The 14,308-nt window shown below is 67.7% G+C and carries 18 protein-coding genes; 13 read left to right on the forward strand and 5 right to left on the reverse strand.

Features of this window, described 5'->3' with window-relative positions; translation table 11 throughout:
* Positions 1 to 13: 13 nt before the first annotated feature.
* From rfbA to G4H71_RS09005, 6 genes are all read left to right on the forward strand, one after another.
* Positions 14 to 898: a glucose-1-phosphate thymidylyltransferase RfbA gene (gene rfbA, locus G4H71_RS08980; protein ID WP_072737427.1), complete on the forward strand. Its 885-nt coding sequence runs from the start codon at positions 14 to 16 to the stop codon at positions 896 to 898.
* On the forward strand, positions 898 to 1,500 hold the full coding sequence (locus G4H71_RS08985) for a dTDP-4-dehydrorhamnose 3,5-epimerase family protein (protein ID WP_072737428.1): 603 nt from the start codon (positions 898 to 900) through the stop codon (positions 1,498 to 1,500). Before rfbA ends, G4H71_RS08985 begins: the two co-directional genes overlap by 1 nt.
* Positions 1,500 to 1,958: a GtrA family protein gene (locus G4H71_RS08990; protein WP_083343037.1), complete on the forward strand. Its 459-nt coding sequence runs from the start codon at positions 1,500 to 1,502 to the stop codon at positions 1,956 to 1,958. Before G4H71_RS08985 ends, G4H71_RS08990 begins: the two co-directional genes overlap by 1 nt.
* A gap of 4 nt (positions 1,959 to 1,962) precedes the next feature.
* Positions 1,963 to 2,805, forward strand: coding sequence for a glycosyltransferase family 2 protein (locus G4H71_RS08995; protein WP_246442362.1), 843 nt, complete (start codon positions 1,963 to 1,965; stop codon positions 2,803 to 2,805).
* Positions 2,806 to 2,939: 134 nt separating this feature from the next.
* On the forward strand, positions 2,940 to 3,692 hold the full coding sequence (locus G4H71_RS09000) for an SDR family oxidoreductase (protein WP_072737430.1): 753 nt from the start codon (positions 2,940 to 2,942) through the stop codon (positions 3,690 to 3,692).
* Between the two features lie 29 nt (positions 3,693 to 3,721).
* A complete protein-coding gene (locus G4H71_RS09005; protein ID WP_072737431.1) occupies positions 3,722 to 4,057 on the forward strand; it encodes a nuclear transport factor 2 family protein in 336 nt (111 codons plus the stop codon).
* A 32-nt stretch (positions 4,058 to 4,089) separates the two neighbouring features.
* Here the strand turns inward: G4H71_RS09005 and G4H71_RS09010 are convergent, their stop codons facing one another.
* On the reverse strand, positions 4,090 to 4,491 hold the full coding sequence (locus G4H71_RS09010) for a VOC family protein (protein WP_072737432.1): 402 nt from the start codon (positions 4,489 to 4,491) through the stop codon (positions 4,090 to 4,092).
* A 76-nt stretch (positions 4,492 to 4,567) separates the two neighbouring features.
* Here G4H71_RS09010 and G4H71_RS09015 point away from each other — a divergent pair, with 76 nt between their 5' ends.
* From G4H71_RS09015 to G4H71_RS09025, 3 genes are all read left to right on the forward strand, one after another.
* Positions 4,568 to 5,155: a TetR/AcrR family transcriptional regulator gene (locus tag G4H71_RS09015; RefSeq protein WP_072737433.1), complete on the forward strand. Its 588-nt coding sequence runs from the start codon at positions 4,568 to 4,570 to the stop codon at positions 5,153 to 5,155.
* A 99-nt stretch (positions 5,156 to 5,254) separates the two neighbouring features.
* Complete coding sequence (locus tag G4H71_RS09020) at positions 5,255 to 5,662, forward strand: TIGR03618 family F420-dependent PPOX class oxidoreductase (protein WP_072737434.1); 408 nt, start codon at positions 5,255 to 5,257, stop codon at positions 5,660 to 5,662.
* Positions 5,663 to 5,677: 15 nt separating this feature from the next.
* A complete protein-coding gene (locus tag G4H71_RS09025) occupies positions 5,678 to 6,754 on the forward strand; it encodes a S1C family serine protease (RefSeq protein ID WP_072737435.1) in 1,077 nt (358 codons plus the stop codon).
* Between the two features lie 11 nt (positions 6,755 to 6,765).
* Here the strand turns inward: G4H71_RS09025 and G4H71_RS09030 are convergent, their stop codons facing one another.
* From G4H71_RS09030 to G4H71_RS09040, 3 genes are all read right to left on the reverse strand, one after another.
* On the reverse strand, positions 6,766 to 7,710 hold the full coding sequence (locus G4H71_RS09030) for an alpha/beta hydrolase (protein ID WP_072737436.1): 945 nt from the start codon (positions 7,708 to 7,710) through the stop codon (positions 6,766 to 6,768).
* Positions 7,711 to 8,003: 293 nt separating this feature from the next.
* Positions 8,004 to 8,534 (reverse strand): LppA family lipoprotein, encoded by a 531-nt coding sequence (locus tag G4H71_RS09035; RefSeq protein ID WP_072737437.1) that lies wholly within the window; start codon positions 8,532 to 8,534, stop codon positions 8,004 to 8,006.
* Between the two features lie 62 nt (positions 8,535 to 8,596).
* The gene (locus tag G4H71_RS09040) at positions 8,597 to 10,300 is read right to left on the reverse strand and encodes an alpha/beta hydrolase (protein ID WP_072737565.1); all 1,704 of its coding nucleotides are present in this window, start codon (positions 10,298 to 10,300) and stop codon (positions 8,597 to 8,599) included.
* A gap of 84 nt (positions 10,301 to 10,384) precedes the next feature.
* Between G4H71_RS09040 and G4H71_RS09045 the strand changes: the two genes are divergently transcribed.
* Together G4H71_RS09045 and G4H71_RS09050 are read left to right on the forward strand one after the other, a co-directional pair.
* On the forward strand, positions 10,385 to 10,693 hold the full coding sequence (locus G4H71_RS09045; RefSeq protein WP_072737438.1) for a WXG100 family type VII secretion target: 309 nt from the start codon (positions 10,385 to 10,387) through the stop codon (positions 10,691 to 10,693).
* A gap of 39 nt (positions 10,694 to 10,732) precedes the next feature.
* Positions 10,733 to 11,260 carry an SRPBCC family protein gene (locus tag G4H71_RS09050; protein ID WP_072737439.1) on the forward strand — a complete coding sequence of 176 codons (528 nt, stop codon included), beginning with the start codon at positions 10,733 to 10,735 and terminating at the stop codon, positions 11,258 to 11,260.
* An 80-nt stretch (positions 11,261 to 11,340) separates the two neighbouring features.
* Here the strand turns inward: G4H71_RS09050 and G4H71_RS09055 are convergent, their stop codons facing one another.
* The gene (locus tag G4H71_RS09055; RefSeq protein ID WP_371842207.1) at positions 11,341 to 11,790 is read right to left on the reverse strand and encodes a GtrA family protein; all 450 of its coding nucleotides are present in this window, start codon (positions 11,788 to 11,790) and stop codon (positions 11,341 to 11,343) included.
* Positions 11,791 to 11,964: 174 nt separating this feature from the next.
* Between G4H71_RS09055 and dprE1 the strand changes: the two genes are divergently transcribed.
* Together dprE1 and dprE2 are read left to right on the forward strand one after the other, a co-directional pair.
* A complete protein-coding gene (dprE1, locus tag G4H71_RS09060) occupies positions 11,965 to 13,401 on the forward strand; it encodes a decaprenylphosphoryl-beta-D-ribose oxidase (RefSeq protein WP_072737440.1) in 1,437 nt (478 codons plus the stop codon).
* Complete coding sequence (gene dprE2, locus G4H71_RS09065) at positions 13,398 to 14,159, forward strand: decaprenylphospho-beta-D-erythro-pentofuranosid-2-ulose 2-reductase (protein ID WP_072737441.1); 762 nt, start codon at positions 13,398 to 13,400, stop codon at positions 14,157 to 14,159. Before dprE1 ends, dprE2 begins: the two co-directional genes overlap by 4 nt.
* Positions 14,160 to 14,308 lie beyond the last annotated feature (149 nt).

The raw sequence follows: 14,308 nt of genomic DNA on the forward strand, positions 1-14,308 counted from the left end.
GACACTACGCAGCATGCGCGGAATCATTCTGGCCGGTGGGACCGGTTCGCGACTGCACCCGATCACGCTCGGTGTGAGCAAGCAACTGGTCCCGGTGTTCGACAAGCCGATGATCTACTACCCGCTGACCACGCTGATGCTCGCCGGGATCCGGGACATCCTCGTCATCACCACACCCGAGGACGCACCGCAGTTCCAGCGACTCCTCGGCGACGGCTCCCGCTACGGGATCGACCTCCGCTACCAGGTGCAGCACGAGCCGAACGGCCTCGCGCAGGCCTTCGTCCTCGGCGCCGACCACATCGCCGACGATTCCGTCGCACTCGTCCTCGGCGACAACATCTTCTACGGACCGGGTCTCGGCTCACACCTGGACCGGTTCGAGGACATCGACGGCGGTGCCGTCTTCGCCTACCGGGTGTCCGACCCCTGCGCATACGGGGTGATCGAGTTCGACGAGACCGGCAAGGCCATCTCGCTCGAGGAGAAGCCGGAGCACCCGCGTTCGAACTTCGCGGTGCCCGGGCTGTACTTCTACGACAACGACGTCGTCGCCATCGCGAAGGACCTGAAGCCCTCCGACCGCGGCGAGTACGAGATCACCGACGTCAACCGCGCCTATCTCGAAGCAGGCCGGCTGCAGGTCGAGGTGCTGCCCCGTGGCACCGCCTGGCTCGACACGGGTACCTTCGACTCGTTGCTCGACGCCTCCAATTTCGTGCGCACCATCGAGGAGCGTCAGGGACTCAAGATCGGCGCGCCGGAGGAAGTGGCGTGGCGGCGCGGTTTCATCACCGACGACGAGTTGCGTCAACGCGGCGAGCAACTGCTGAAATCCGGATACGGGCGCTACCTGCTGGGGCTGCTCGAGCACGGCAAAGAGGTGCGAGGAGCCTGATGCAGTACCGCGAACTGAAGGTGCCCGGTGCCTGGGAGTTCACCCCGCGCCAGTTCGGTGACGACCGGGGAGTGTTCCTCGAGTGGTTCAAGGAGCCGGGCTTCTCCGAGCTCACCGGCCGCACGCTGGAATTGCAGCAGGCCAACTGCTCGGTGTCCGCGGCCGGAGTCCTGCGTGGGGTCCACTACGCGGACGTGCCGCCCGGCCAGGCCAAGTACGTCACGTGCGTCACGGGCGCGGTACTCGACGTCGCGGTGGATCTTCGGGTCGGCTCCCCCACGTACGGCGTGTGGGATGCGGTGCTGCTCGACGACGTGGACCGGCGCGCGATCTTTCTCACGGAGGGCCTGGGCCACGCGTTCCTCTCCCTCGAGGACGATTCCACGGTCGTGTACCTGTGCTCCACCGGGTACGCCCCCGAACGCGAGCACGGCGTGCACCCGCTGGATCCGGAGATCGGTATCGACTGGCCGAAGACGGGCCGGGACGGCAACCCGCTGAGCTTCCAGCTGTCCGCGAAGGACAGCGACGCGCCGTCGCTGGCCACCGCGCTCGCCGACGGCATCCTCCCGTCGTTCGCCGACGGCCCGACCGCGGGCTGATGGCGACGGACTCCACTCCGGAAGCTCCCCCCGCGGGCATGACGGGCAAGCCCGGACCGCTCATGCGGATGGTGAGGAACCAGAAACTCGCCTTCCTGCTGGTCGGTGGCTTCAACACGGGCCTCGGCACGCTGTGGTTCATCGGATGGCAACTCGCGATCGGCGACTACGTCGACTACCGCGTCGCCATCACCGCCGCCTACCTGTGCAATGTCGCGTGCGCGTTCGCGCTGTACCGCTACCTGGTGTTCGAGGTGCGCGGTCACTTCTTCCGCGACCTGTGGCGCTTCGTCGTCGTCAACTTCGGCGCGTTCGCGCTGAACATGGTCCTCATGACACTCGCGGTCAGCGTCCTCGGCTTCCCGCCGATTCCCGCTCAGATCGTCATCACCGCGGTGACCGCCGTCGCGAGCTTCTTCGGTTATCGCGACTTCTCGTTCCGCCGAAAGAAAGGCTGATCCCGTGCCGTCCTCGTCGTCACCCCGCGTATCCGTCGTGATCCCGGCGTTCCAGAATGCCGAGTACCTCGCCGAGACGATCGAGTCGGTGCTGAAGCAGACCTTCACCGACTTCGAACTGATCGTCGCCGATCACTCCTCCACGGACGGCAGCCACGAAGTGGCGCTCGGATTCGCCGAAGACCCCCGGGTCACCGTCCTCACCACCGAGGCGGGCGGCGGAGCGAAACGGAACTGGGACCGGGTGAGCCAGGCGGCGCGCGGTGAACTGATCAAGTTGTTGCCGGGGGACGACACCCTGCTGCCGACGTGCCTCGAGGAGCAGGTGGCGGCGTTCGACGCCCACCCGAGCGCGGTGCTGGTGGCGAGCCGTCGCACCCTCACCGACGCGAAGGGCAAGCCGATCGTCGCGTCCCGCGGGTTACCCGGCCTGTCGGGTCTCGTGTCCGGCCGGGACGCGGTGCGCGCGACAGTGCGAGCAGGCTCGAACATCTTCGGCGAGCCCGGCTGCGTGCTGATGCGCCGGGACCTGCTCGAGGCGAAGGGATGGTGGGACGACACCGATCCCTACCTCATCGACGAGGCCACGTATGCCGCGGTCGCGCTCGAGGGCGACGTCGTCGCCATCGACCGTCCGCTCGCGACGTTCCGCGTCAGCGTCGGCCAGTGGAGTGTGCGTCTCGCCAGGCAGCAGGCCGGTCAGGCCGCGGCATTCCACCGCCGCCTGCGCGCGGCCGATCCGACCCTGTTGTCGGCGACCGACGTGCGGATCGGCAACGCGAAGGCGCTGGCCACGTCGTTCCTGCGGCGCGCGGCCTACGTCGTGTTGCGGCGGCGGATGTCCTGACCGGTGGCCCGACCGCCGGCCATCAACAAGCACTACTTGTCGAATTACGATAAATTCCTGTTTTTCATTTGTGGACATCGCTTCTAGCGTCGGAGGCACGGCACACCGCCACCGACACGAGAAAGAGGTCCACCATGACCGCTCCCCTGACCGGAAAATCCGCGATCGTCGCCGCGGGCGCCAAGAACCTCGGCGGATTGATCAGCCGCACCCTCGCCGACGACGGGGCGAACGTCCTCGTCCACTACCACAGTGACGCCTCGGCCCAGGACGCGGAAGCGACCGCAGCGGCGGTACGCGACGCCGGCGCGAAGGCCGAGACCTTCCAGGGCGATCTCACCGTCCCGGCCACCGTCACCGACCTCTTCGCGGCGGGCGTCGACGCCTTCGGCTCCGTCGACATCGCGGTCAACACCACAGGCAAGGTCCTGCGCAAGCCGATCGTCGAGACCACCGAGGCCGAGTACGACTCGATGTTCGACATCAATGCGAAGGCCGCCTACTTCTTCCTCAAGGAAGCCGGTCGCACCGTCGCCGACGGCGGGCGCGTCGTCACGATCCTCACCTCGCTGTTGGCCGCCTTCACCGACGGCTACTCCACCTACGCGGGAGCGAAGAGCCCGGTCGAACACTTCACCCGCGCCGCGGCGAAGGAGTTCGCCGGACGAGGGATCTCCGTGAACTCGGTCGCGCCGGGCCCCATGGACACCCCGTTCTTCTACCCACAGGAGACTCCCGAGCGCGTCGAGTTCCACAAGTCGCAGGCACTGGACGGCCGACTCACCCGGATCGAGGACATCGCGCCGCTGGTGCGATTCCTGGTCGCGGACGGCGGCTGGATCACCGGGCAGACGCTGTTCGCCAACGGTGGATACACCACCCGGTGACCGCGCAACCACACGACAGGAGAGCCGGCATGGCCGACACAGATCTCGAATCCACACTGCCCGCGGCGGTGCGAGCCCTCCTCGATGCCACGAATGCCGGGGACCTCGACGGTTTCCTCGGAGCATTCACGACGTCCGGCGTGGTCGACGACTGGGGCCGTGAGTTCCGCGGCGAGGACATCCGACGATGGAGCGACGCCGAGTTCCTCGGAAAGAACGTGACTCTGGAGGTCACCGCCGTGCACCGCGACGGTGACGTCACGATCGTTCTCGCGACGGTCGGTGGCGACGGCTTCAACGGACCGAGCACGTTCGGGTTCGCCGTCGAGGAGGGCCGGATCTCGTCGATGACGATCCGCGCCTGAGCGGCAGCGCTCGCCTCGGGGGTACCGGCACCTCACGAGTACCGGGCGAGGAACTCCGCGCTCGGTGCGATCGGCGTGATGACGTCGACGAGGACGCCGTCCGGCCCGGCCACGAGGAAGTGCCGCTGCCCGAAATCCTCCGACGTCAGCTCGAGCACCGGCTCGAGACCGCCGTCGATCACCAACCGGCGATACTCGGCATCGACGTCGTCGACCTCGAAGTTGATCAGGACCCCGCCTGCCGGCTGCCGGTACTCCGAGGGGACGGTGGAATGCCCGGCGTCGAGGATCGCCAGCTCCCGATCGCCGCGGCGGAGACTGACGTACCAGTCCGCCTCGAAGGTGGTCTCGAACGCGAAATGGGTGCGAAAGAACGCGGCCGCCGCGGCGACATCCGCGCTCTGGAGAACCGGGTACATGCTGGTGAGTGCCATGAGAGTGCCCCTTTACGTACAGAGTGTATGTATTTGTTTCGTACTATACATACACTCTGTACGTATAGTGGTGGGTATGCCCAGAGCGACGAGAGAGCAGAGCGAGGCCACCGCGGAGAGGATCGTGCGGACCGCAGGGGCCATGTTCACCACACACGGCTACGGAGGCGTCGCGCTCGAGGCCGTCGCGGCCGAGGCCGGAGTCACCCGCGGAGCCGTCTACCACCACTTCCGTAGCAAGCGAGGACTGTTCGAGGCCGTGCTCGCCGACGTCCAGCACACCATCGCCAGCCGGGTGGAAGCCGCCGCGGACGCGGAGACCGACCTCTGGGACGGGCTCGAAGCCGGGTGCCGGATGTTCCTGACCGCCAGCGCAGACACGCGCGCCCGACGGATCATGCTCGTCGATGCCCCCGCCGTCCTCGGCTGGAACACGTGGCGAGGGCAGGACGCGGCCGCGTCCGGGCGCCTGCTCCTCGACGTCCTCGTCGCACTGCGCGATGCCGACGAACTCGCGGACGTCGCACCCGGCGCCGCCGCGGCCGCACTGTCGGGCGCGATGAACGAGGCCGCACTGTGGATCGCCGGCGCCGAGGACCCGGACGACGCGACCGAGGAGGCGTGGCCGGTGGTGCAGCGGATGATCCGCGCGCTGCGCGCCTGAGCATCCGGCAGTTCGACGGCCGCCCGAGCGAAGGCGGTTCGATCACACCGTGTTCCGGGTACGTTGATATCGGAAAGCCGACCAGGAGAGGGGCGTCGTGTGCCCGAGCCACCACTTCCCGCGAATGCCGCCGAGATGTTCGCTCGCCCCAACTACGCCACGATCACGGCCGTGCGGCCCGACGGTCAACCGGTGTCCGTCGCCACCTGGTACCTCTACGAGAACGGTCGGGTACTGGTCAACATGGACGCCGCCCGCAAGCGCCTGGAGTACCTGCGAGCCGATCCTCGAATCAGCCTCACCGCCATGGATCCGGAGAACTGGATCACGCACCTGAGCGTGCAGGGACGGGTCGTCGAGTTCGCCGACGACCCGGAGCTGGCCGACATCGACCGAATCGCCGAGCACTACACCGGCAAGCCCTACCCGGTTCGGGACCGGGCTCGGGTCAGTGCGTGGATCGACATCGACCGCTGGCACGGCTGGGGCGCGTTGCGGCAGAACTGACCCCGGACCTCGACCATGCGGATGCCACGCTCCCTCACCCTGCTGCTCGCGGCCGTCGCATCGGCGGCGGCGCTGGTGGCGACCGCGCCGCCGCTGACCGACACCACCGGGCCCGTCGCGCCCATCGGCCGGCCGGTCGCGCCGCCCGCCCCGCCCCCGCCGCCCAGTCCCGCGGAAGTCGAGGCACGCACCGCGGCGGTGATCGTCGCCATCGACACCGATGCCGGCAGCTACCGGACCGCGGGCACCGGGATCGTTCTCACCGAGGACGGCATCGTCCTGAGCAACCATCACGTCATCGTGCGTGGCACCTCGGTGTCCGCAATCCACCAGGGCAACGGCGCGACCTATCCGGTAGAGATCCTCGGCTACGACAGCTCTCGAGACATCTCCGTCCTCCGCCTGTCCGGGGCGTCCGGCCTGACTCCCGCACCGATCGCGCCGCCGGACGGTGTCGTCTCCGTGGGAGACCCGGTCCTCGCCGTCGGCAACGCCGAGGGCGAGGGCGTTCCTGCCGCGACTCGCGGAACGGTGACGGCGCTCGACCGGGCGATCACCGCGCGCCGCACCACCGACGGCTCGACGAATCGGCTCCAGGGGCTGCTCGAGTTCGACGGCCCGGTTCGTCCCGGAGATTCGGGCGGCCCACTCGTCGATGCCGAGGGCAGGGTGATCGGCGTGAACACCGCCGGCAACGCGGAGACCGACCCGACGAAACCTCCCCCCGAGGTCCCCCGCTCCTATGCGGTACCGATCCACGACGCGCTGCGCATCGTCGACCAGGTCCGGGCAGGTGACGCCTCGGAGTCGGTGCAGGTGGGCCCGACGCCGCTCCTCGGGGTCAGCGTCGTCGACCACCCCGACGGAGCCGAGGTGATGTGGGTGACCCGGGGGACCCCCGCCGACGGAGTGGGACTCGGGATCGGGGACGTGGTCACGGTATTCGACGGCGTTCCGGTCGGGAGGTCCCGGGACATGATCGCCCGGATGCGCCTGCTCGGCCCCGGCGACGAGGTGGAACTGGTCTGGACCGACGAGTCGGGTGCTCGCCGGACGGGGACCGTGGTCCTCGACGCCGGTCCGCCGAACTGACGGAAGTCGCCTCAGCCCAGCCGATCTCCGACGAATTCGGCGACGCCTGCGAGCACCCGCCTACTCTCCGGAAGCCCCGGTAGCAGCGCCGGAAAGGCGTGGACCTGTCCCTTCCAGATCTCCAAGGTGTGGGGCACCCCCGCGGCGGTGAGCCGCTCGCTCATCGTTTCCGAATCAGGCCGCAGCACTTCTGATTCGGCGGCGACGAGCAGAACCGGAGGCAGTCCGTCGAGGATGCCGTTGACGGGTGAGAGTGCCGGATCGAGCACGCCGTCGACGCTGCCTCCGAGCCGACCGATGGCCTCGAGCGCGGACACGGGCGCGTACGCGTCCCGGGACGCGTTGGGATGCAGTTGTTTCGCGGTGCAGTCGAGATCGAGGAGCGGGGACAGCCCCACCAGCCCCGCGGGAAGACCGACGTCCCGATCCCGCGCCCGCAACGCGGTGGCGAAGACGAGGAACCCTCCCGCCGAGTCTCCGGCGAACACGGTCGACTCTGGGCGTGCCCCGTTCTCGAGCAACCACTGATAGGCGACGAGACAGTCGTCGACGGAACCGCTGATGGTGGTGTCCGGAAGTTGCCGATACCCGACGTGCATGACGGGGAGACGGGTGAGCTTCGCCAGTGCGGCGACGACGGGTCGGTGCGTGTTGAGTCCGCAACAGAGGAAGCCACCGCCGTGCAGGTAGAGCAGTGCACCGCCGGTGAGGTCGGGGCCGACCCCGGAGGCGCGGACGATCTCGGCGTCGAAGCCAGGAAGCTCGACCTTCTGTCGGCGGATCCCGGAGGCCGGCCGGAGTCCGGCGGCGAGGTCGAGGAGCGCGGCCCGCCGGATCGCGGCCTCGTTGATGGGCGCCACGCGCACCACCGGTCGGAGGAACCATCGACACGCCTGGAACAGCAGGATCGACTCGAGGCTCGGACCGGTGGTACCGATCCCGGGGACGACGCCCATGGCCAGCTCCCATCGCCGAGCGGATCGACGCTGATCCGCGCGGTCTCCCCACGCTAGTCCGCGCCGCGACTCGAGATCGGCGACGCCGCCGGGTTCGTCGAACTCGTTACGAAGCGGACGCCGACCCGAGACGTTCCGGCGATCGCAGGACGCGCCTCCCCATCGGATTCAGGCGTGTCCCGCTGGAGCGCGCAGATTGCAGGCATGCGCGCATGTTGCAGTGTGCGCGCTACCGAGGCAAAACGCGCGGATTCCGGGGACCTGTGAGGCTCGACCCGCTCGGCGGCGACGTGCTACCCGCTCGGCGGCGTGCGGTCGCCGCCGTACGACGGCGCCGACGTGTCCCCGGACAGAAACCTGTCCTTCGCCTCCTGGCGGACGTGACAGCCCGAATGCACGCTCAGGGTGAGGTTCACGTTGTACCCGAATCGCACCTGTCCCCCGAATTCGTCATACAGCCGCACATCCCGATTTCCCGACTGACCCGCCACCGTATTCGGGTCCGTGAATCCGTACCGTGACGCGACCGACGACACGGCATCGAGCATTGCGGGCCACTCCTGGTCCGCTGACGTCCACATCCACATCCAGGTCGGGAACTTGATTTCCGTTGCCCTGCTACCGGAGAGTTCACCGCTGCACAGGCCCTGCCTCACCTCGTCCGAAGTGCTCCATTCCACCTGCGGAGCGACCGCGACCACGGAAGCCTTCATCTCCTCCTGCATAGCCGCGTACCGGGCCTCGATCTCCTCGAGCGACGGGCGCTGCACCAGCAGCCCCATGTTCTGCTCGAACTTCACTTGCTTGTGCTCTTCCCAGCTCATCTCGGAGCATCCTCCTACGAGTGCTGCCACAACCATCACCGTCGCCACTGCCACCGAACGCCTCATCGCACCAGCAACTCCTGTGGCAGACCGGCGACGATGATCGCCTGGTTGTACTGACTCATCGTGTCGCCGTGGGTGTATTCGCTGTGCCCGGTCGAGGCCTTCCTGGACTCCCCGGGGAAATCACCGTGGGCCGGGATCATCCCTTCGTTGGTCGACAACCGCGTGAGCCCCTCCATCCCGTCCGGATTCGGGCCGAACCACCCCGTCCCGGCCACCTGGCTGCCGACGAAGTCTTCCTCCGCCTTGAGCAGGTACGCCTCACCCGAGGGAAGATTCATCTGCGGCACCCCGAACACGTCACCGTCTTCTGCATCGAGCCCGGGTGAGCCCATGAACACCGCCGCGTCCACGCCCGTCCCGTGCTGTAGCGCCTCGCTCGTGACCAACGAACCGTAGGAGTGTCCGATCGCGGTCATTCGGGGGTCGTCCGTGCGGGATGTATCGACACCGTTGAGAAAGTCCTGCAGCTTCGGCGCGTTGTCGACCGCGTAGTGAGGAGATGACGCCTGTGCGAGATTCGACGGCGGTTCGTATCCCATCCAGGCGATCGTCGCGACGGTTTCCTCACCCCGACCTGCACGTTTCAGTTGTTCCTCGGTCTCGGCCTTCAGCCATCCCGTCTGCTCCACATAGGTCGGCAGGTCGTTGCCCTCGTTCGGCTTGTCCGCGACCGTGCCGCCCGTCCCGCCGACGAACACCGCGACGTGATCGGCGGTGTCGACATCGCCATGCGCCACTGCGGCTTTGGGAAACTCACCGGTCATATCCAGGAGCAGTAGTTGCCGGTCGTCCCGGGGCTGGCCGTATCCGTCCAACATCTGATCCCTGATCGCGTCGAGGGCGGCCAACTTCTCGTTCGTCTGCGCCAGTCCCGCGTCGGCGTTACTGAAGGCACCACCGAAGAAGTTGTCGTCCAACTCTTTCTGGAGTTCGCGGGCCACCTGCTGGAGCCGCGCCTCTTCCGTCTCCAGAAGAGCCAGGTTCGCTTCGTTTCGCGCCGCCGCGGGTATTCCGTCGAGATTTCCCACCATCGCGGGATGCTGCTCGAGGATCTCGGCGCGCTGCTCGTCGGTCAGGGCGCGCCACCAGGCCGAGTTGTCGGCGGGCGACCCGTCGGCCGGCGGGTCCAGGCGTGACAGGCGGCCCTGGTCTTCGCCCGCCCGTGCCGCCTCCTCCGCCGTCGAGGCCCCACGGTCGTCGATCTTCCCGTCCGCGGCCGCACGCAGCACCTTCTCGGCGTCCGTCTCGATGTCGGTACCGGTCCGGACGATTTGCTCCACCCGATCCGTCAGTTCGACCTTCATCCGGTCGTGGTCGGACAGCTCCTCCGCCGACAGGCCCGACCGGTCGGTGATCAGATCGGCGACGGTGTTGTCCGGACGAATCTCGAACCGGTAGGACGATGCGAGGTAATCCGCCTCGGACAGGGCGCCTTTCAGCGCCTCTACCGATGATTCGGTGTCGATCGCGAGTCGGCGGACAGCCCCGACCGCCGCGGCCTTGTCGGTGACGTCGTCGCGGACACGGACGAAGTCCCGGCGAGCCGCGTCGCCGGCGTCGCCTTCCCAGCCGTTCAGCTCGCCGATGGAACCCAGTTGGGCATCGAGTTCCGTCAACGTGTCCGCACGCCTCGTCAACGCGGTGACGAGCGAATCGAGAGCCCCCAGATCCCACTCTCGGATTTCCCCGATGGAAACCACCACACCCCCCTGGTCGTGATCAGTGGAGGTACCGTACCAGTGCAGACAGGGGCCGACACCGGTCACCGATTCGGGGGGAGAATCATGACGAACGGCATGCGGATCGACGTTCCGAGCACCCAGGGCGACGCCCAGAGGTTGACGGATCTGTCGAACCGGACACGGAGCGACCTGTCCGGCAATGCAGGCGCCCTGACAGGGCTGCCGCACTCGTTCGCCGGCGTCGCTCGGAGCGCCTACGGCACGACGATCGAACGCTGGGCCGCCGACGACGATGCCCTGTGCACGAATCTCGACAGGCTCGCCGGGACGATTCGCCGAGCAGTCGTCGAGTACGAGGCGCAGGAGGCCCGCACCGAAGGTGACGTCGGCGATCTCGCGAAACGGGTCTGACGTTCGGGACCGGCCGCGGGTGTGAGGCACCATGGCCCCATGACGACTGAACGACTCGAGGTCCAGCGCGCCGTGGCCGCGCCGCCGTCGACGATCTTCGACATCCTCCGCACCCCTGCCGGTCACGTGGCGATCGATTCGTCCGGAATGCTCATGTCCGCCGACGGCGACCCGGTGACGGCCGCGGGCGACAGCTTCGTCGTCCACATGGATCGTGAAGCGCTCAACGACTTTCCGCTCGGTCTCTACGACGTGACGGTGACCATCGAGACGTACGTTCCCGAACGGGAAATCGCCTGGAGCGTCATCGGGCAGATCAAGCCCCCGATCGGGCACGTGTTCGGCTACCGGCTCGAACCGCTCCCCGTGAACGGCACCGCCTCGACAGACGCCGCCCCGGGCACGTTGGTCACCTCGTATTACGACTGGTCCGGCATCGACCCGGTGTGGCGAGAGGCCGGCATCTTCCCGGTGATCTCCGAGAACGCGCTGCGGGCGACCCTCGGCATCCTCGCCCGCACGGCCGCACCGGGTCGGGCCCGGCCAGATCACACCACCGGATCCTGACCGGTGATCTCGCCGGATGAATGGCGCTTTCATCGCCTCTGAGGGGATGAAAGTGCCATTCATCCCCTCGCGTGCACGGGTCAGTGGATCTTGAAGATCACCGCGCGCTGCACGACGAAGTTGATGACCGTCGCGGTGCCCTGAGCGACGACGAACGCCAGCGGCAGCCGCCACCACTCGTCCGCCAGCGCGTGATACAGCGCCCAGTTGATGCCGACCTGCACGGCGAACGTCACCGCATAGAGGATGACGACGGCGACGAACCGGGCGGTGCTCGGTTCGGCGCGGAAGGTCCAACGGCGGTTGATCAGGTACGCCGTCGTGGTTCCGGCGATGAAGCTGAGGCCCTTGGCGATGTTGACCGGCAGGCCGACGACCACCAGCAACAGGAGGTAGAGCCCGAAGTCCACGACCGCGGACACGCCACCGGTGACGACGAACCGGACTGCCTGGGTCTTCAGGTCGAGCGCATCGTCCGCAATGTTCTCGGAGACCGGAAGGGCCGGCGGCAGCGGTACGTGCGCCTCCAACTCGTCGGGGTCCGGCCGATCCGCCCCGGAAGGATCGGTTCCGTCGAGGTGGCTGCTGGCATGGGCATCGGACACGTAGACGAGGGTAACCACCCACCCCGCGGCCGCGTGCGCACCCGGTGTGGGTCACGAGGCCGTAGGTCACCCCGGTACCGCCAGGTAACCTCTATCCCGATGTCCACGACAGCAGAAGAGACGCCGCTCCCGGCGCTCGACACCCAGCCCCGCAGCCTCACCGGGTGGGGACGGACCGCGCACACCATGGCGCAGGTCCTGTCCACCCCCGACGTCGAGGTGATCGCTCAGGCGGTCGCCGAGGTGGCGGACCACAACAACTCCAAGCCGGCCCACCTGCGGCGGGGCGTCATCGCCCGCGGCCTCGGGCGGTCCTACGGTGACGTCGCACAGAATGCCGGTGGCCTGGTCATCGACATGAACGCGCTGGACCGGATCCACCGGATCGACCGGGACACCGGCCTGGTCGAGGTGGACGGGGGCGTCAACCTGGATCAGTTGATGAAGGCCGCGCTGCCGTTCGGACTGTGGGTTCCGGTGTTGCCGGGCACCCGGCAGGTCACCGTCGGCGGTGCCATCGCCAACGACATCCACGGCAAGAACCATCACAGCGCCGGCAGCTTCGGCGACCACGTCGTGTCGATGGAACTGCTCACCGCGGACGGCAAGGTGCGCAAGCTCACCCCCAAGGGTGGACGCAACGATCCGAAGGGCGCGCTGTTCTGGGCGACCGTCGGTGGCATCGGCCTCACCGGCATCATCCTGCGGGCGACCATCAAGATGACGCCGACCGAGACGGCGTACTTCATCGCCGACGGCGATGTGACCCGGACGCTGGACGAGACCATCGCGCTGCACAGCGACGGCACCGAGGACAACTACGAGTACTCGAGCGCCTGGTTCGACGCGATCTCGGCACCCCCGAAGACGGGCCGCGCCGCGGTCTCGCGGGGATCGCTCGCCACGCTGGACCAGTTGCCGAAGAAGCTGCAGAAGAACCCGCTCAAGTTCGATGCGCCGCAACTGCTGGACTTCCCGGACCTGTTCCCCAACGGACTGGCCAACAAGTACACCTTCGGCCCCATCGGCGAACTCTGGTACCGCAAGTCGGGCACCTACCGGGGCAAGGTCCAGAATCTGACGCAGTTCTACCACCCGCTGGACATGTTCGGGGACTGGAACCGCGCGTACGGATCGAAGGGCTTCCTGCAGTACCAGTTCGTCGTCCCCACCGAGGCCGTCGACGAGTTCAAGGCCATCATCCGCGACATCCAGGCGTCCGGGCACTACTCGTTCCTCAACGTCTTCAAGCTGTTCGGTGAGGGCAACCAGGCTCCGCTGAGCTTCCCGATGCGCGGCTGGAACATCGCCGTCGACTTCCCCATCGTCTCGGGTCTGGGCGAGTTGGTGAACGAACTGGACGCTCGCGTCCTCGAGTTCGGTGGACGCCTCTACACGGCGAAGGACTCGCGCACCTCCGCGGAGACCTTCCACGCCATGTACCCGCGCATCGACGAGTGGCTCGCCACCCGGCGAAAGTACGACCCGCACAACGTCTTCGCCTCCGATATGTCCAGAAGGTTGGAACTGCAGTGATCAATGCCGTGGGCAATCCCCAGACCCTGCTGCTGCTGGGCGGCACCTCCGAGATCGGCCTGGCCATCTGCACGGAGTACCTGAAGAAGGCTCCGCTACGGGTGATCCTGGCGGCCCTGCCGGGTGACCCGCTCCGCGAGAAGGCGGTCGCCCAACTCCGGGAAGCGGGCGCCACCCGGGTCGACATCGTCGACTTCGACGCGCTCGACACCGACAGCCACCCGAAGGTGATCGACGAGGCGTTCAGCGCCGGCGACGTGGACGTCGCGATCGTCGCGTTCGCACTCGACGGCGACGCCGAGGAACTGTGGCAGAACCAGGCCAAGGCCGTCCGGGTCGCCGAGATCAACTACACGGCCGCCGTCTCGGTCGGCGTCCTGGTCGGCGAGAAGCTGAAGAAGCAGGGCTACGGGCAGATCATCGCGATGTCCTCGGTCGCGGGTGAACGAGTGCGCCGCTCCAACTTCGTCTACGGATCCACCAAGGCGGGCCTCGACGGTTTCTACCTCGGGCTCGGCGAGGCGCTGCGGCCCTTCGGCCCCCGGGTCCTCGTCATCCGCCCCGGGATGGTCCGCACCCGGTTCAGCGCCCACGTCGACGACGCGCCGCTGACCGTGAACAAGGAGGACGTCGCCGCCCTCGCGGTGCGCTCCGCCGAGAAGGGCAAGGAACTCGTCTGGGCTCCGGCACCGTTCCGGTACGTGATGATGATCCTGCGACACGTCCCTCGGAAGATCTTCCGCAAGCTGCCGATCTGACCGGTCGCCACACGATCGACCTGCCGCGCCGGGGTTCTCCCGGCGCGGCAGTGTCGTCTTCGGAACGGCCTCGCCCTGGGCGGACCACCGGCCCCCCTATGCTCGGAGAGTGCTCGCGACCACCTCACCCGATCCGGCCACCGCATCGA

The organism is Rhodococcus triatomae (assembly GCF_014217785.1).
GTDB classification, from domain to species: Bacteria; Actinomycetota; Actinomycetes; order Mycobacteriales; family Mycobacteriaceae; genus Rhodococcus_F; species Rhodococcus_F triatomae.